Origin of the sequence: Cribrihabitans marinus (assembly GCF_900109035.1) — a bacterium.
GTDB classification, from domain to species: domain Bacteria; phylum Pseudomonadota; class Alphaproteobacteria; order Rhodobacterales; family Rhodobacteraceae; genus Cribrihabitans; species Cribrihabitans marinus.
In genome coordinates, this window is record NZ_FNYD01000003.1 from 216,006 (window position 1) to 232,330 (window position 16,325).

Sequence of the window (16,325 nt, forward strand, 5' to 3'; positions counted from 1 at the left end):
TCACCCCATCGACGACGAACTTCCGTCGGCGCGGCGGGCCGACCGGTCCTGGTCCACCCGCCAACTCCAGAACGCGATGGCGGACCAGCAGGCGACATAGGCCAGCCCGGTCAGGACGATGATCTCGCCCGGCAGCGGGCCGACATTGGCGCGATCCAACGCCTGCGAGAGCGACTGAACCGGCGTGGGGTGGATGGCCAGCTTGCCGGCAAAGGCCAGCGACTGGATCAGCAGGATCCAGAGATAGTTGCGGCGGATGCGCCGGCCGATCGCGATCAGTAGGCTCACGTGATAGCGCGGTTGCACGTAGTCGCGGGCCAGCACCTTCTGCCAGTCCTCCTCCATATGCAGGTCGCCGTCATGCAGCAGCGGCGCATAGAAATGCGTCTCGAGCCAGCGCGCCCGCGCGCGCCAGACATTGAAATAGCGATAGCGCCGCGCTTCGAGCATCAGGAACAGGATGATCAGCACGCCGACCAGAACCAGCGGCAGCGGGGTGGCATTGGGCGAGGCGAAGGAGATGGACAGCGCGACGCCCAGGGTGACCACCGCCCAGTTGGTCGTAGTGTCCAGCCGGGTGCGCCAGATCGTGCTGCGATAGACCTCGCCGCGATAGAGATGCGCCACCGCGCCGATCTCGGCCGCGCTCAGCGTCTTGCGCTCGGTCTGGTCCTGGGAAATCGCCTTGTCCCCCCGCGCCTGTTCCCGGCCATGATGCCCGGCGGGCAACGTCGGGTCAAAGGCTTAGAGGTGTCGCGCGCATGTCGCTTTTTCCCCAAAGGCGCCGCAATCCATATCTGTCGGGCCTGCGCCATCCTGTAACAAGGGGGCGCAATTCACTCCTATCCGGGGATCAGACACCTATGGCTGACGCAAGCACGCGGCGCAGATCACGGGGCGGCGGCGGCGCCGCCCGCCGTGCGGAACGCACGGCGGTTTCCTTCGAGACCGCGAAATACATCGAGCGGAACATACCGAATTTCGAGGTTCTGAACGAAGAGGCGCTGGAGGTCATCGAGACCAACGCCGAAACGGTGCTGGAAGAGATCGGCGTCAACTTCGTCGAGAACCCCGCCGCCCTGGCGCGCTGGCGCGAGGCCGGTGCCGAGGTCGAGGGCGAGCGCGTGCGGATCCCGCGCGGCCTGGCGCGCAAGCTGTGCGCGACCGCCCCGTCGCAATTCACCCAGCACGCCCGCAACCCCGAGAAATCGGTGGTCATCGGCGGGCGCAACCTGGTGCTGGCCCCGGTCTATGGCCCGCCCTTCGTGCGCGACGCCTTCGGCGGCCGGCGCTATGCCACGATGGACGACTTCAAGAAGTTCGTGAAACTGGCCTACATGTCGAAATGGCTGCACCATTCCGGCGGCACCGTGTGCGAACCGACCGACATCCCGGTCAACAAGCGTCACCTGGACATGCTGTCGGCGCATATGACGCTGAGCGACAAGCCGTTCATGGGCTCGGTGACGGACCCGTCGCGGGCGCAGGATTCAGTGGACATGTGCGGCGTGCTGTTCGGCAAGGAGTTCGTGCAGGACAACACGGTGATGACCTCGCTGGTCAACATCAACTCGCCGATGACCTTCGACGAGGTGATGATGGGCGCGCTCGAGGTCTATGCGACCAACAACCAGGCCTGCATCGTCTCGCCCTTCATCGTCGGCGGCGCGATGGCACCGGTCTCGGTGGCGGGCACGCTTACGCAGGTTCTGGCCGAGGTGATGGCGGGGATCGCCTATTCACAGCTGATCCGGCCCGGCGCCCCGGTCATCTTCGGCGCCTTCGTGACCTCGATCGACATGAATTCCGGCGCGCCCACCTTCGGCACGCCGGAGGCCTCGCTGATCACCTATGGGGCCGGTCAGCTGGCCCGGCGCATGGGCCTGCCGTTCCGGTCGGCCGGCTCGTTCTGCGGCTCGAAACTGCCCGACGCGCAGGCGGCCTACGAGACCGCCAATTCTCTGAACATGGGGCTTCTGGCCGGCGTCAACTTCATGCTGCATGCCTGCGGCTGGCTGGAAGGCGGGCTGGTGGCCGATTTCGAGAAATTCGTGATGGATGCCGACCAGCTGGGCGCGCTGCATGGCCTGGCCAAGGGCGTCAACCATGACGAGAACGGCCAGGCGATGGACGCCATCCGCGAGGTCGGCCCCGGCGGGCACTATCTGGGCTGCGCCCATACCCAGGCGAATTTCAAATCCGCCTTCTGGAAGACGGATCTGCTCGACTACAAACCCTTCGAGACCTGGGAGGAAGAGGGCGGCCGCGACACGCGCATGCTGGCCTCGGCCCGGGTCGAGCGGCTGCTGTCCACCTATGAGCAGCCGGCGCTGGACCCGGCCATCGCCGAGGCGCTGGCGGCGTTCGTCGACGAGAAGAAGGCGTCGATGCCGGACGCCTTCATGTAGCGTCACTCCGGCGCGGTGCGGCTGGCTGCGAGCAGCTGCGCCTCGCCCATCATCGCGATCAACAGGTCCAGATGCCGGGTCAGCGAGTACCCGGCATCTTCCTGTTTGCGCTGGTCGTCCAGGCCGCGCTCCAACTCCATCAGGCGCATCAGCGCCGCCGCCGGGCGCGGCAGGGCGCCATAGCCCAGCACCCGCTGCAGGTGGCGGTCGCGGTTGTAGTCCTGCGCGCCGAAACGCGCCGCACGGATCAGCAGGCGGGGGCGGCGAAGCGTGGAGAGCATGGTCATCAGGTCTTGCATGGGCGGGGTTCCTTCGTTTGGTGACGTGGTTGCGTCGTTTCTGCCACAATCTTAGGTTGCGTTGCCGCTCTCATGCAATCAGCGCGCGATGGCTTTACCGCTGTTTATCCTTTCGAAACAATTATCAAGCGGCTGCCAGATCTTAACGAACAGGTAATCAATGCAATCTTAGGTAGATTTCGTGTTGAGCGGGGTTCGTGGGCGGCTGGGTCGAAATTGTCATCAGGGATGGAGTGTTATGGACAAGGTCACCGCAATTTCCGCGCCGGGTTGGGTTCCCGAGGGGGTGGCGCGCTATCTCGCGCATACCCATGCCGGGCGGCCGATCCGAGATCTGGCGCGCGCGGCCGGGTGCCATGCCTCGACCGTGCTGCGGCAGATCCGCAGGGTCGAGATGCGCCGCGACGATCCGCTTGTGGATGCGGCGCTGGACGCGCTGGCGCCGCAATTCGCCGCGCCCGGGCCCGTTGAGGGCGGTCCGGCGGACGCGCCCGATGCGACCGGCTTCGCCCAGGAGGCCCTGCGGGTTCTGCGGCGCTTGTGCGAAAGCGGTGCCGTGCTGGCGGTGGCCGAGGACATGGACCGCGCGGTGGTGGTGCGCGATGACGGGGCTGGCGGCAGCGCCCGCACGGCGGTGGTCGAGGCCTCGGTGGCGCAGGGGCTGGCGCTGCAGGACTGGATCGCCTGCAACGTGCCCGGACGGATCAGCCGCTATCACATCACCGCGTCGGGGCGGGCGGCGCTGGGTCGGCTGGTGGCCGAGGCCGAGAACCGCGCGCGGGTCCGCAAGGAGGACGGCTTTGCCGAGGCGCAGGCAGGGTTCGCGGGGCCTTCTGCCGCAGCGTCGGCCGCCGGCACCCGCCGCATGCGTTATGGCGTGGCGGAAAGCCCGTTGATCGCGCTGGCCCGGCGCCGGGACCGGGACGGGCAGCCATTCCTGGACGAGGCGCTGGTGCAGGCCGGCGAGCGCCTGCGCGAGGATTTCGAACTGGCGCAGCTGGGGCCGCAGGTGGCCCAGAACTGGGAGCGTTTCCTGACCGGCGGCGGCCGGGCCGGGTTCGGCTCGGACGGTCACGCCACCGCGGGGCCATCGGACGCGCGAACCCGCGTGGCAAGGGCGCTGGCGGATCTGGGGCCGGGGCTGAGCGACGTGGCGCTGCGCTGCTGCTGCTATCTCGAGGGGCTGGAACTGGCGGAGAAACGCATGGGCTGGTCGGCCCGCTCGGGCAAGATCGTCTTGCGGATCGCGCTGCAGCGGTTGCGCCGGCACTATGAGGGGGCGGCGGGGCAGGATCGGATGATCGGCTGATCCCCTCATAGGCGCTTGTTGTCGGAACCGGGTTTCGCGATAATGATCGCCGATGAAGTTCACCCTCCGCCAATTGCAATATTTCAAGGCGCTGGCCGATCACCGCAATTTCGGACGCGCCGCCCGCGCCTGCCATGTCTCGCAGCCCGCGCTGTCGGTTCAGATCCGCGCGCTGGAAGAGGCGATGGGTGGCCGGCTTGCCGAACGCCATGCGCGCGACGTGGTGCTGACGCCGCTGGGGCGCGATGTTCTGGCCGTGGCGCAGGAGGTGCTGGGCGCGGCCGACCGGCTGGACCGGCTGGCCCGGGACCGCAGCGGCGGGCGCCGGTCGCTGTCGCTGGGCCTGATCCCGACCATGGCGCCCTATCTGCTGCCCGGGGTTCTGGCGGCCCTGTGCGGCAGCGACCTGTCGTTGCGGGTTCGGGTCCGCGAAGCGCGCACCGAGCGGCTGCTCGAAGCCCTGCGCGCGGGCGAGGTGGATGCGGCGGTTCTGGCCCTGCCGGCGGGCGGAACCGATCTGGCGGAGTTTCCCCTGTTCGAGGACCGGTTCCTGCTGGCCGGATCGCGCGAGCGGCTGGCGGCACTGGCCGCCGGTCCCGAGACGCTGCGCCCCACCGACCTCAAGCCCGCGCAGCTGATGCTGCTGGAGGATGGCCACTGCCTGACCGACCAGGCGCTGGAGGTCTGCGGGCAGGACCGCAGCGGCGCCGGGATCAACATGGGCGCCTCTTCGCTGGCCACGCTGTCGCGGCTGGTGGCCGAGGGATTCGGGCTGACCCTGATGCCGGAGCTGGCCGCGCGCTCGGAATCCCGCGGCGTTGCGGGGATGACCCTGCTGCGGTTTCCCGCGCCCGAGCCGTTCCGCACCGTGGGCCTGGTCCTGCGCGCCTCGTCGCGCGGCGAGGACTGGGCCGGGGGGCTGGCGCAGGCGATCCGTGTGGTGGGCGAGGAAATCGTCCGTGACTGCCGCGAGCGGATCACCGACCTGCCGTGACTGTCGGACGGTCCCGCATCGCCACACAGAAAAAGGGCCCGCGCGATGCACGGGTCCCTCTGCGTCCCGCGGTCGGGATCAGGCCGGTTCCGGCATCTTCTTCTCGGCCAGGTAACCCAGCAGCGATTCGGGCGAGGAGACGCCATAGGGATCCTCGGGATGGTTGTCGCTCAGGCCCGGTTCCTCGAACCACGCCTCGACCACGCCGTTGTCGACGATGGCGGCATAGCGCCACGAGCGCATGCCGAAGCCCAGGTTGGACTTGTCCACCAGCATGCCCATCCTGCGGGTGAACTCGCCCGAGCCGTCGGGGATCACCTTGACGTTCTTCAGCGCCTGCGCCTCGGCCCATTTGTTCATGACGAAGCTGTCATTGACCGACATGCAGAAGATCTCGTCGATGCCCAGATCGCGGAACTCATCGCGGCGGTTCTCGAAACCCGGCAACTGGTAGGTCGAGCAGGTCGGCGTGAAGGCGCCCGGCAGCGAGAACAGCACCACGCGCTTGCCTGAAAACAGGTCGGAGGTGGTGACATCCTGCCAGCGATAGGGGTTCGGGCCGCCAAAGGCCTCGTCGCGCACGCGGGTGTGGAATGTCACCTCGGGAAGTCTTGCACCGGCTTTCATCATCGGGCTCCTGTGTCGTGGGAAAATGTTTCCCGCCCGAGTTAAGATGATTCCAAGGCGGCTTCAACCGACCGAATGCCGCAACGCAGTATCCGGTTTCATCGGTAAGCCGTTCGAAAGGTTGGGTTCAGGTTGGGGGATGCGGCACTGCGGCGCGCCGGGTCAGCTGTTGGCCTGCGCCTGCGCCGCGTCGATCTTCTCATCCAGTTCATCAAAGACCGCGTCGCATTTCCTGAAACTGTCATTGACCGATTTCATCAGCTTCACGATCGCCGCCTTGTCCTTGGACTCGGCGATCTCCTTGCGCATCTTCTTGGCGACCGAGGTGAACTCGTCATGGAGCTTCTCCAGCGGTTCCAGCTCCTTCTTGGCCATGTCGAGCGCCTTGGCGGCCTTTTTGATGTCCTTCTCCATGCCCGCTTCGGCCGCGCGGCAGTAATTCAGGACCTTGCGCTCATGGCCGGTGACCGTGCGCACGGTGCGCTTGCGCTGCTCGGGTTGCAGGGCCTTGGGAAACTCCTTGGGATCGGCCTTCTTCAGGGCCTGCTTGACGATCACCTCGACCGATTGCTGCAGCTTGCGGGCATAGAACACCACATGCACCGGCAGGTCGCTGCCGAAGGCGCCGGCCTTCTTCAGGTCGGGCAGGGCGCGCTTGGCCTCCTTCACGGTGGCCATGATCTTCATGTCCTTCATCCCGGTCTTGGACTTCTTGAGGTCCTTCTCGATGAATTCCGTGCGCCGGGCCAACTCGTCATGCAGGGCCTGCGCGTCGTTCGAGAACCCGGTCAACTCGTCGATATTGCCGTGATGCTTGACCACTGCCGCCTTCCAGTCCTTTAGGGCCTTGGCGACTGCCTTCTCCTTGATGAAATCGGCAGCCCGGGTGCCGGTGACGCCGGATTTCCGCGCCGCGACGATGGTGTCGGACAGCTTGTCCTCAAGCTTCCAGGTCTCGTCCAGCCAGGACAGGACCTGTTTCTTCATCTTGGTGCCCTGTGCGGCCGACAGGGCCTTGAGCTGCGGCTTGGTCTTCTTGAAGTCCTTTTCGAACTTCTCGCGTTCCTTGGTCATGTCCACCATGGCGGCTCCCCCCCCGGGCTTGGCCAATGTATCGGGGCAGTATCCGCGAGGGTCAGGGGCTTGGCAAGAAAAGCCTTTCGCAGGCTCGGCACCGCGTTCCGCATAGCGGCCATGCGTCGCTGGCGCTTCTTGCGACGTCACGTTATATGGTAGGCGCAAGTGATCCTGACCCAGTTCAAGGGACCGATATCCGTGCGCGATCTGAAACTGCCCGAGCAACGCCATCCCGAAAAGGCGCATCGCCCCGACCAGGCGCAGCCCAAGAAACCCGACTGGATCCGCGTCAAGGCGCCCGGCGGCAAGGGCTATGCCGACACACGCAAGATCATGCGCGACAACAACCTGGTCACCGTCTGCGAAGAGGCGGGATGCCCGAATGTCGGCGAGTGCTGGTCCCAGGGCCATGCCACGATGATGATCATGGGCGAGATCTGCACCCGCGGCTGCACCTTCTGCAACATCGCCACCGGGCGGCCCGACGCGCTGGACGTGTTCGAGCCGGGCCGCGTGGCCCATGCGGTCGAGAAGCTGGGGCTGAACCACGTGGTCATCACCAGCGTGGACCGTGACGACCTGGAGGATGGCGGCGCCGATCATTTCGCGCAGACCATCCGGGCGATCCGCCACCGCAGCCCCAAGACCACGATCGAGATCCTGACGCCCGATTTCCTGAAATGCGCGCCCTCGGTGCTTGAGACCGTCGTGGCGGCCAGGCCGGACGTGTTCAACCACAACCTCGAGACGGTGCCGGGGCTCTATCCCCAGGTGCGGCCCGGCGCGCGCTATTTCCACAGCTTGCGCCTGTTGCAGCGGGTCAAGGAGATGGATCCGTCGATCTTCACCAAGTCCGGCATCATGGTGGGCCTCGGCGAGGACAAGCAGGCGGTGCACCAGGTGATGGAGGACATGCGCGCGGCGGGTGTCGATTTCCTGACCATCGGCCAGTACCTGCAGCCCACGCCCAAGCATCACCGCGTGGACCGTTTCGTCACGCCCGAGGAGTTCGCGGGCTACGAGAAGGCGGCGTTCGGCAAGGGCTTCCTGATGGTTTCGGCCACGCCGCTCACGCGCTCGTCCTATCACGCGGGCGACGATTTCGCGCGGCTGCGCGCGGCCCGCGAGGCGCAGCTGGGCCGGGTATGACACCGGCCGACCTGGCACGTCTGACCGAGCTTCGCCACGACCTGCACCGCCAGCCCGAGCTTTCGGGGCAGGAGGCACGGACGGCCGCGCGGGTGGCCGCGCATCTCAATGACCTGCAACCCGACCACCTGCTGACCGGGATCGGCGGGCACGGGGTTGCCGCCGTGTTTCAGGGTGCGCATCCAGGCCCCACGGTTGCGGTACGTTGCGAGCTGGACGGTCTGCCGATCCAGGAGTTGTCCGAGCGCGATCATCGCTCGCAGGTTCCGGGCCGGGGGCATCTGTGCGGGCATGACGGGCACATGGTCACGGTTCTGGCGGTGGGTGAGACGCTGGCAAGGGCGCGTCCCGTACGCGGTCGCGCGGTCCTGATCTTTCAGCCGGCAGAGGAAACCGGCAAAGGCGCAGCGGCGTTTCGCGCCGATCCGCAATTCGCGTCCATCGCGCCGGACATGGTGTTTTCGCTGCACAACCTGCCGGGGCTGCCGCTGGGCCATGTGGAATTGGCCACTGGCGCGGCCAATTGCGCCTCGCGCGGGATGCGGATCAGGCTGACCGGCAAGACCGCCCATGCCGCGGCACCGGGGGACGGTCTGTCGCCGGCCGCGGCCATCGCACGGCTGTTGCCGGAGCTGGCCGCGCTGGGGCCGGGCGGTGCGCTGACCGAGGGCTTTTCGCTGACCACCGTGACCCATGCCTGGCTGGGCGAGCCGACTTTCGGCGTGGCACCCGGCGCGGGCGAAGTCTGGGTGACCCTGCGCACGGTGGGCGACGCGGCGATGGCCCGGCTGGTCGCGCGGGCGCGCGGCCTGGCCGAGACCGCCGCCGGCGAGGCCGGCTTGGGGCTGGAGATCGGGTTCGACGACGTGTTCGAGGCCTGCACCAATGCCCCTGCGCCGGTGGAGATCCTGCAAGCCGCCTGCGCAGCGCGCGACGTGCCGCTGTACCTGTCCGACCGCCCGCAATCCTTCTCCGAGGATTTCGGCCAGTTCGCCAAGGGCGCCGAGACGGCGATGTTCTGGCTGGGCGCCGGCGAAGATCACCCGCGGCTGCACAATCCCGACTACGACTTTCCCGACGCGCTGATCCTCATCGGTGCGGATGTGTTCGAGACCGCGATGCGCTCAGTTCTCGGCTGAGCCGCCCGGAAGCGCCTTGAGATAGGCCGCGACCGCCTCGCGATCTTCGGCGGGCAATTGCGCGAAATTCTCGATCACCGCCACCATGTGACCGCCGGCGGTGTCGTAATCGGGCGTGAACCCGGTTTCCAGGTAATAGGCGATGTCGCCCGCGCTCCAGTCCAGCTTTGCCGGGGTGAGCGGCGGGATCGTGCCCTTGCCCGCGGGATTCGGCGCCCCGGTCAGCCAGGCGTCGGTCCTGAGCCCGCCAAGGGGATTGCGCGGGGTGTGGCATTCGCCGCAATGGGCCAGCGCCTCGACCAGGACGCGCCCGCGCTCGACCTCGGGCGAGGGCGGCTCATCCAGCACCCAGCCGTCATCGAGGAACAGCAGTTTCCAGCCGCCCAGGCTGGCGCGGATGTTGAAGGGAAACCCGACCTGGTGCGGCTGGCTGGGCGTCGGGTCGGCCGGCAGGGTCTGCATAAAGGCCCAGAGATCGGCGATCTGCCGGTCGGTCATCCGGGTATAGGACGCATAGGGAAAGGCCGGGTAGTAATGCCGGCCCTCGGGCGAGGTGCCGTGGCGCAGGGCCGAGGCCAGGTCGACCAGTTCCCAACCGCCGATCCCGGCCTGCGGGTCGGTCGAGATGTTGGGCGCGACGAAGGCGCCGAATGGGCTGGGAAACACCTGGCCGCCGGCCAGGACCAGCTTGTCCTCGGAAGTGGGCGCATGGTGGCATGAGGCGCAGCCGGCGGCGGTGAACACCATCTCGCCGGCCTCGGCATCGCCCTCCATCGCGTCGAAACGCTGCGCATCCACCGTCCGGGGACGGGTGATCCACAGACCGGCGACCGCCAAGACAATGGCGGCCGCCAGAAGGCGCAGGAGCAGTCGTCTCATGTCCGGGTCTTATTCGGGCGCCCGGTAGTCGTCGTGGCAGGCCTTGCATCTGCCGCCAAGCTGGCCGATCGCGCCCTGGATGCCTTCCACGCCGGTGCCGGCGGCGGCCTGCATCGCTGTCGCGGCGGTTCCGAAATCCTCCCATTTCGACACCACGTCGGGCAGGTTCTCCCAAATCACCGGCAGCGCGCGCGTGTTCTCGACCGAGGCGTTGTCGGACCCTTCCGGCCAGTTGACCATCTGGTTGATGGTGGACACCGCGACCAGGTTGTCGGCAGCGATCTGCGCCAGTTCGGCATCGTAGTCGATCTCGCCCTTGGCCATGCCGCCCAGAACGCCGATGTTCAGCGCCATGATGCGGAATTGCCCCTGGCGGGCCTTGATCGCCGCGCCGGCGTCCTGCGCGTAGGCCGCGCCGGTCGTCAGCAGCAGGCCGGCGGCGATGGCACTTGCCGCGAGTTTGCCGGTCAGAGTCATGAGTTACCTCCTGTGGTTGCCTGGTTCTGTGAATCGATCCTACCTGTGATAAGACTAAAAGCCACTGCGCATTTCCGAGTCAGGGGGATGATTTTTGCACAGGCTGAATTGGGACGACCTGCAATTCGTTCTGGCCGTGGTCGAGGCGCAGAGCGTGGCCGGCGCCGCAAGGCGGCTGGGTGTGAACCATGCCACCGTGCTGCGGCGGGTGGCGGGGTTCGAGGAACAGATCGGCACGCAGCTCTTCGACCGCGGGCCGCAGGGCTACACGGTCCGTCCCGACCGGCTGCGGCTGATCGCGGCGGCGCAGGAGGTTGCCCAGGCCGTGACCTCGGTCGAACAGTTGGCCCGCGGCATCGACACGCCGCTTTCGGGAACCGTGCGGGTGACCTCGACCGACACGATCTGCCAATGCCTGATGCCGGTGATCCTGTCGGACCTGCGGCGGCGCTCGCCGCAGCTTCACCTGTCGATGATCTCGACCAACCTGCACCTGAACCTGGCCCGGCTCGAAGCCGAGATCACGGTGCGCCCGGCGACGGTGCTGCCCGAGGGGCTGGTGGGCGAATCGCCGGTGGCCATGCGTTTCGGAGTCTATGCCGCGCCCGGTCACGCGGATGCCGGCTGGCTGGGCATGGACGGGCCGATGCGGCGGTCGCGCGCCTGGGCCTGGCTGGAACGGCAGATCGGGCCGGGCGGCTGCGCGGCCTCGGCCGACAGTTTCCTTGTGCTGCGCGAACTGGCCGCGGTCGGCGCGGGCAAGGCCCTGCTGCCCTGTTTCGTGGCGCGCGGCGATCCCCGGCTGCAGCGGCTGCCCGCCGATTTGCCGGACGATCTGGCAACGCCGGTCTGGGTGGCCTGCCACGAGGATCTGGCGAATGTGCCCCGGCTCAACCGGCTGCGCCGCCTGCTCTGCGATGCGCTGGCCGAAAATGCCGCGCTTTTGGCGGCCGAGGACGGCGCCTGACCGGCGTCAGGCGCTCTGGGCCGCGTCCTCGAACCGCACCTTGCCGATGAAAGGCAGGTTGCGGTTTCGCTGTGCATAGTCGATGCCATAACCCACAACGAATTCATCGGGGATCTCGAACCCGGTCCAGTCGGCGCGGAAATCGACCTCGCGGCGGCTGGGCTTGTCCAGAAGCGCGATGGATTTCAGACGCGCGGGGTTGCGGCTGGCCAGCAGGCGGGTGACGTGGTTCAGCGTGTGGCCGGTATCGACGATATCCTCGACCACCAGCACGTCGCGCCCCTCGACCGCGCCGCGCAGATCCTTGAGGATGCGCACCTCGCGGCTCGATTCCATCGTGTCGCCATAGGATGACGCCTCGAGGAAATCGACCTCGATCGGCAGGTCCAACTCGCGCACCAGGTCGGCGATGAACACGAAACTGCCGCGCAGCAGGCCCACGACAATCAGCTTGTCGGTGCCCGAGAACTCGGCCTGGATCTCGCGGCACAGCGCCTCGATGCGGGCCGCGATGGCCTTGGCCGAGATCATCTCGTCGATCACATATGCCCGGTCGGTCATGACGCCCCCTTGATCTTTGGCGCGCAACATACGACATGAGCCGCCATTGTCATCCCATTTCCGCACCTCAGAAAACCGCGCCGCGCCAGGATCATGCCAACCCATTCCGAGACCCGACACTTGCCCTATACCGCACAGCAGATGTATGATCTGGTGGCCGATGTGGGCGCCTATCCCGAGTTCCTGCCGTGGTGCGCCGCGGCGCGGGTCCGCAAGGTCGTGCCGCAGGGCGAGGCCGAGGTGATGGAGGCCGACCTGGTAATCTCGTTCAAAGTGTTCCGCGAACGGTTCGGGAGCCGGGTCACGCTCTACCCCAAGGATCGCCGGATCGACACCGAGTATCTCGACGGGCCGTTCCGGCACATGAAATCGAACTGGTCCTTCGCCGAGGCCGGGGATGGGGGCTGCGACGTGTCGTTCTTCGTGGATTTCGAATTCAAGAACGCGATGCTCCAGCGCATCATCGGCGTGGTGTTCAACGAGGCCATGCGCCAGATCGTCCGCGCCTTCGAGAACCGGGCCGCCGCGCTTTACGGCTGAGCCTTTCCGCCGGTGCCGGCGGCGATGTCGCGCGCGGGCTTTACCGGGCGCAAAGCGCCGCTAGACTGCGGCCATGACCGACTTCACCTCTGCCCTGTGCCGGTTCGCCGCCGATCCCGTGACCACCACCGCAACGGCCCGTCTGGTGACCGCGCTGTCGGTTCTGGATTGGATGGCGGTTGGGCGCGCCGGGGTGGACGAGCCGGTGGCCCGCATCCTGCGCGGCATGGTGCTGGACGAGGCCGGGGCGGGGCAGGCGCAGCTCTTCGGGCAGGGCCGCGCGCCGCTGCGCAGCGCGGCGCTGGTGAACGGGACCACCTCGCATGCGCTGGACTATGACGACACGCATTTTGCCCATATCGGCCATCCTTCGGTCGCGGTCCTGCCGGCGGCGCTGGCGCTGGCCGAGCAGGAGGACCTGGCCCTGGTCGAGCTGCAGGAGGCCGCGCTGGTGGGCATGGAGATCTCGGTGCGCGTCGGCCTCTGGCTGGGGCGCGGGCACTACCAGACCGGTTTTCACCAGACCGCCACAGCCGGTGCCTTCGGCGCGGCCGCCGCGGCCGGGCGCCTGGCGGGGCTGAGCGCGGCGCAGATGGCGCAGGTCCTGGGCCTGGTCGCCACGCGAGCCGCCGGTCTCAAGGCGCAGTTCGGCACGATGGGCAAGCCCTTCAACGCCGGGATCGCCGCATCCGCCGGCATCGAGGCGGTGCAGCTGGTGCGCCGCGGCTTCGTGTCGAACCCGGCCGCCCTGGACGGCGCGCAGGGATTCGGCGCGACCCATCACGGCGAAGGCGATGCCGCTGCCGCGCTGCACGAGCTGGGCGCGCGCTGGATGTTCGAGGATGTGCGCCACAAGTTCCACGCCTGCTGCCACGGGCTGCACGCGGTGCTCGAAGCGGCCCGCACGCTCGACATCGCCGAGCCCGAGGTGGCCGAGATGGCGGTGCGCTCCCATCCCCGTTGGCTGAGCGTGTGCAACCAGCCCGCGCCCGAGACCGGTCTGGGCGCGAAATTCTCGTTCCGCACGGTGCTGGCGATGCACGCCACCGGCCGCGACACCGCGCGGCTGGACAGCTATTCCGAGGCGGTCTGTGCTGATCCACGGCTGCAGCGGCTGCGCGACCGGATCACCGTCGAGGGCGATGACAGCCTCTCCGAGACCCAGGCGCACCTGTCGGTGCTGCGCCGCGACGGCAAGCGCGTCGAGGCGCAGCACGACCTGCTGGCGCCGATGAGCCTGGCGCTACGCGAGGAGCGCGTGCGCAACAAGGCCGCCAAGCTGATCGGCGGGGCGCTGTCGGACGAGATCTGGGCGCTGTTGCGGCAGGGCGGTGCGGCGCGCGAGCTTGCGGCCCGGCTGGCAACCGGCGCCTGACCTGATCCGGAAAGCAGAAAAGCGGGCGCTTTCGCGTCCCGCTTTCCGGGCCCCTGGCGGGCCTGAGCAGCCCCTGGTGGGCTTGGCTGCTCATCTCTGGGATCGGGCCGGATTCTGCCGGATCGGACCGATCCATTCGGCAGCGCGTCTATACGCAGGGCGATCGCGGCCGCAACCCCCCAAGGTGCAGGTGGACGCAACGGCAACTTGTTGCGACCAGCAGGAGGCGGGCGCTACGGGGTTTCGCTCATCTGCAGGATGCCGTCTTTCAGCAGCGCCAGCGCATGATCGCGGGCCGCGCGGCGCACAGCCTCGCGCCCGCGCGCGCCGAACTCGACGGTCCCGGAGCGCGTGTCCAGGCCGCGACCGGCGAGCGCGAAACAGACCCGGCCCTCGGGCTTGTGCTCCGACCCGCCGGGGCCGGCGATGCCCGTGACCGAAACGGCCAGCTGCGCCTCGGAGTGCTCCAGCGCGCCTTCGGCCATTTCCCGCGCGACCTCCTCGGAGACCGCGCCGACCGCGTCCAGCGTTGCCGTGCGGACCCCCAGCATCTGCTGCTTTGAAGCGTTGGAATAGGTGACGAAGCCGCGCTCGACCACGTCGGAACTGCCGGGAATGTCCGTGAGCGCCGCGGCGACCAGGCCGCCGGTGCAGCTTTCCGCCGTGACGATCCGAAGGCCCCGATCGCGCGCGCGGTCCAGCAAATCGGCGACGTTCACCATCCCAGCAGCCCGTGGCTCACGCCGGCCAGCACAACGACGCCAACCGCCGCCATGATGCCGGCGATCACGTCATCCATCATCACCCCGGTCGCGCCCTTCTGCCGGTCGGCCCAGCCCACCGGCCCGACCTTCCACATGTCGAAGATGCGGAACAGGACGAAGGCCACGATCCAGCCCGGCCACAGCGCCAGGATGTCGATGTCATTGGCCCAGGCCGGGTAGGAGACCGCCCAGAGCGCGGTGAACTGGCCGGCCACCTCATCCATCACGAATTCGCGCGGGTCCATGTCCTCGCGGTCGCGGGTCATCGCCTCGGCGGCCCAGGTCCCGATGACAAGGGCCAGCACGGTCGCCAGCGCCAGCAGCAGGAAACCGCCCAGCTCGTGCAGCGCCCAGGCCATGGGCAGCGCCGCCAGCGACCCCCAGGTGCCGGGGGCAGGGCGCAGATAGCCGATGCCGCCCAGCGTGCCGATGAATTGCGCCAGCCTCATGCCGCCACCAGGCAGGCGGTCGCCAGCGCGGCGATGCCCTCCTCGCGGCCGGTGAAGCCCAGCCGTTCCGACGTCGTGGCCTTGACCGAGATGCGGTCGCCCGGCAGGTCCAGGATCCGCGCCATCTCGGCCTGCATCGCGGCGGCATGGGGGCCGACCCTGGGCTGTTCGCAGACCAGCGTGCAATCCACGTTCGAGATGCGGAACCCGCGCGCCGCGCTCAGCTCGGCGGCGTGGCGCAGGAAAACCTCGCTGGCCGCGCCCTTCCATTGCGGATCCGAGGGCGGGAAGTGCCGGCCGATATCGCCCTCGGCCAATGCGCCATAGATTGCGTCGGTGACAGCGTGCAGGCCGACATCGGCGTCGGAATGGCCATTGAGCCCCCGTCCGTGCGGCACTCGAACCCCGCAGAGCATCACGTAGTCGCCCGGCCCGAAACGGTGCACGTCATATCCATTACCTAGCCTGATATCCATGTCTCCCCGCAGGATGCGTTCGGCGCGGGCGAAATCCCCGGGCCGCGTGATCTTCAGATTGTCGGGATCGCCCGGCACGATGGCAACCTCGATGCCGGCGGCGCGGGCCACCTCGACGTCATCCGCGGCCCCGCCGGGATGTTCGGCATGGGCGGCCCGGATCGCGGCGAAGTGGAACCCCTGCGGGGTCTGCGCGGCAAAGAGCCCGGCGCGGTCCCGCGTGCCGCTTACCCGCCCGTCCGCGCCGGTCCAGAGCGCGTCGCTGACCTCCAGCCCGGGGGCCGCGGCCGCATGGGAGTCGAGCGCCTGCAGCACGTCGTCGATCAGCCGCGCGCCGACACAGGGGCGGGCCACGTCATGGATCAGCACCCGGTCGGGGGCAAGGGGCGCCAGCGCTTCGAGCCCGTTGCGGACGGATGCCGCGCGGGTCGGACCGCCCTCGGCAAGCAGGACGCCGCTGCCGGCAAACAGGTCGCGCGCCGCCGAGTCGCCGGCAGGCAGAACCAGAATCACATGATCGATAGCCGGATGCGCGAAGCGCGACAGCGTCCAGTCCGCGACGCGCCGCCCGGCCAGCATCCGCCACTGTTTCGGCACGCCCGCCCCGGCCCGGATACCCTGTCCGGCGGCAACGATAAGGGCGGCTGTGGTCATGCGGCGGTTCTCCGGGTTGCGCGCCCTCTGTTTATGGGGTGACGCGTGGCGAGGCAATTGCCCGTGGATACATGCCCAAAAAATGGGCGCCGGCGCCCACATGGTCGCCAGATGGTCCCGATTTCGTTGAGCTTTGCCTGGGCTTTCGCTACCAAGGGCGCAACTGCACAAGGATTAGGCA

18 protein-coding genes are annotated in these 16,325 nt (G+C 68.1%); 8 read left to right on the plus strand and 10 right to left on the minus strand.

The features are described from left to right. Positions 1 to 681: a DUF2270 domain-containing protein gene (locus tag BMX57_RS06055; RefSeq protein ID WP_177175410.1), complete on the minus strand. Its 681-nt coding sequence runs from the start codon at positions 679 to 681 to the stop codon at positions 1 to 3. Positions 682 to 863: 182 nt separating this feature from the next. On the opposite strand from BMX57_RS06055, the gene BMX57_RS06060 reads away from it, so the two are divergent. After that, positions 864 to 2,408 carry a trimethylamine methyltransferase family protein gene (locus BMX57_RS06060; protein WP_092363658.1) on the plus strand — a complete coding sequence of 515 codons (1,545 nt, stop codon included), beginning with the start codon at positions 864 to 866 and terminating at the stop codon, positions 2,406 to 2,408. Positions 2,409 to 2,410: 2 nt separating this feature from the next. On the opposite strand, the gene BMX57_RS06065 is transcribed toward BMX57_RS06060, so the two are convergent. Next, positions 2,411 to 2,707 carry a DUF6477 family protein gene (locus BMX57_RS06065; RefSeq protein ID WP_092363661.1) on the minus strand — a complete coding sequence of 99 codons (297 nt, stop codon included), beginning with the start codon at positions 2,705 to 2,707 and terminating at the stop codon, positions 2,411 to 2,413. A gap of 238 nt (positions 2,708 to 2,945) precedes the next feature. Between BMX57_RS06065 and BMX57_RS06070 the strand changes: the two genes are divergently transcribed. Then, complete coding sequence (locus tag BMX57_RS06070; protein ID WP_092363664.1) at positions 2,946 to 4,016, plus strand: DUF6456 domain-containing protein; 1,071 nt, start codon at positions 2,946 to 2,948, stop codon at positions 4,014 to 4,016. 52 nt (positions 4,017 to 4,068) lie between these two features. Then, complete coding sequence (locus BMX57_RS06075; protein WP_092363667.1) at positions 4,069 to 5,010, plus strand: LysR substrate-binding domain-containing protein; 942 nt, start codon at positions 4,069 to 4,071, stop codon at positions 5,008 to 5,010. A 78-nt stretch (positions 5,011 to 5,088) separates the two neighbouring features. On the opposite strand, the gene BMX57_RS06080 is transcribed toward BMX57_RS06075, so the two are convergent. Beyond that, a complete protein-coding gene (locus tag BMX57_RS06080; RefSeq protein ID WP_092363670.1) occupies positions 5,089 to 5,637 on the minus strand; it encodes a peroxiredoxin in 549 nt (182 codons plus the stop codon). A 162-nt stretch (positions 5,638 to 5,799) separates the two neighbouring features. Further along, positions 5,800 to 6,720 (minus strand): hypothetical protein, encoded by a 921-nt coding sequence (locus BMX57_RS06085; RefSeq protein ID WP_092363673.1) that lies wholly within the window; start codon positions 6,718 to 6,720, stop codon positions 5,800 to 5,802. 192 nt (positions 6,721 to 6,912) lie between these two features. Here BMX57_RS06085 and lipA point away from each other — a divergent pair, with 192 nt between their 5' ends. Both lipA and BMX57_RS06095 read left to right on the plus strand, forming a co-directional pair. Next, positions 6,913 to 7,863: a lipoyl synthase gene (lipA, locus tag BMX57_RS06090; protein ID WP_092364343.1), complete on the plus strand. Its 951-nt coding sequence runs from the start codon at positions 6,913 to 6,915 to the stop codon at positions 7,861 to 7,863. Next, positions 7,860 to 9,002: an amidohydrolase gene (locus BMX57_RS06095; RefSeq protein ID WP_092363676.1), complete on the plus strand. Its 1,143-nt coding sequence runs from the start codon at positions 7,860 to 7,862 to the stop codon at positions 9,000 to 9,002. The genes lipA and BMX57_RS06095 overlap by 4 nt, the downstream gene beginning before the upstream one ends. Here the strand turns inward: BMX57_RS06095 and BMX57_RS06100 are convergent. Both BMX57_RS06100 and BMX57_RS06105 read right to left on the minus strand, forming a co-directional pair. After that, positions 8,988 to 9,881, minus strand: coding sequence for a c-type cytochrome (locus tag BMX57_RS06100; protein WP_092363679.1), 894 nt, complete (start codon positions 9,879 to 9,881; stop codon positions 8,988 to 8,990). The genes BMX57_RS06095 and BMX57_RS06100 overlap by 15 nt on opposite strands. A gap of 9 nt (positions 9,882 to 9,890) precedes the next feature. Further along, complete coding sequence (locus tag BMX57_RS06105) at positions 9,891 to 10,358, minus strand: c-type cytochrome (RefSeq protein WP_092363681.1); 468 nt, start codon at positions 10,356 to 10,358, stop codon at positions 9,891 to 9,893. A 94-nt stretch (positions 10,359 to 10,452) separates the two neighbouring features. On the opposite strand from BMX57_RS06105, the gene BMX57_RS06110 reads away from it, so the two are divergent. After that, positions 10,453 to 11,325, plus strand: coding sequence for a LysR family transcriptional regulator (locus BMX57_RS06110; protein ID WP_092363684.1), 873 nt, complete (start codon positions 10,453 to 10,455; stop codon positions 11,323 to 11,325). A gap of 6 nt (positions 11,326 to 11,331) precedes the next feature. Here BMX57_RS06110 and hpt read toward each other — a convergent pair whose 3' ends face one another. Beyond that, positions 11,332 to 11,886 (minus strand): hypoxanthine phosphoribosyltransferase, encoded by a 555-nt coding sequence (gene hpt / locus BMX57_RS06115; RefSeq protein WP_092363687.1) that lies wholly within the window; start codon positions 11,884 to 11,886, stop codon positions 11,332 to 11,334. A gap of 93 nt (positions 11,887 to 11,979) precedes the next feature. On the opposite strand from hpt, the gene BMX57_RS06120 reads away from it, so the two are divergent. After that, a complete protein-coding gene (locus BMX57_RS06120; protein WP_092363690.1) occupies positions 11,980 to 12,426 on the plus strand; it encodes a type II toxin-antitoxin system RatA family toxin in 447 nt (148 codons plus the stop codon). A 73-nt stretch (positions 12,427 to 12,499) separates the two neighbouring features. After that, a complete protein-coding gene (locus BMX57_RS06125; RefSeq protein WP_092363693.1) occupies positions 12,500 to 13,801 on the plus strand; it encodes an MmgE/PrpD family protein in 1,302 nt (433 codons plus the stop codon). Positions 13,802 to 14,034: 233 nt separating this feature from the next. On the opposite strand, the gene BMX57_RS06130 is transcribed toward BMX57_RS06125, so the two are convergent. Genes BMX57_RS06130 through BMX57_RS06140 form a run of 3 tightly spaced genes read right to left on the minus strand, consistent with a single transcriptional unit; the run spans position 14,035 to position 16,144 of the window. Further along, positions 14,035 to 14,520 carry a CinA family protein gene (locus BMX57_RS06130; protein WP_092364346.1) on the minus strand — a complete coding sequence of 162 codons (486 nt, stop codon included), beginning with the start codon at positions 14,518 to 14,520 and terminating at the stop codon, positions 14,035 to 14,037. Continuing rightward, positions 14,517 to 15,014: a phosphatidylglycerophosphatase A family protein gene (locus BMX57_RS06135; protein ID WP_092363696.1), complete on the minus strand. Its 498-nt coding sequence runs from the start codon at positions 15,012 to 15,014 to the stop codon at positions 14,517 to 14,519. Before BMX57_RS06135 ends, BMX57_RS06130 begins: the two co-directional genes overlap by 4 nt. Next, positions 15,011 to 16,144 carry a bifunctional 2-C-methyl-D-erythritol 4-phosphate cytidylyltransferase/2-C-methyl-D-erythritol 2,4-cyclodiphosphate synthase gene (locus BMX57_RS06140; RefSeq protein WP_092363699.1) on the minus strand — a complete coding sequence of 378 codons (1,134 nt, stop codon included), beginning with the start codon at positions 16,142 to 16,144 and terminating at the stop codon, positions 15,011 to 15,013. The genes BMX57_RS06135 and BMX57_RS06140 overlap by 4 nt, the downstream gene beginning before the upstream one ends. Positions 16,145 to 16,325 lie beyond the last annotated feature (181 nt).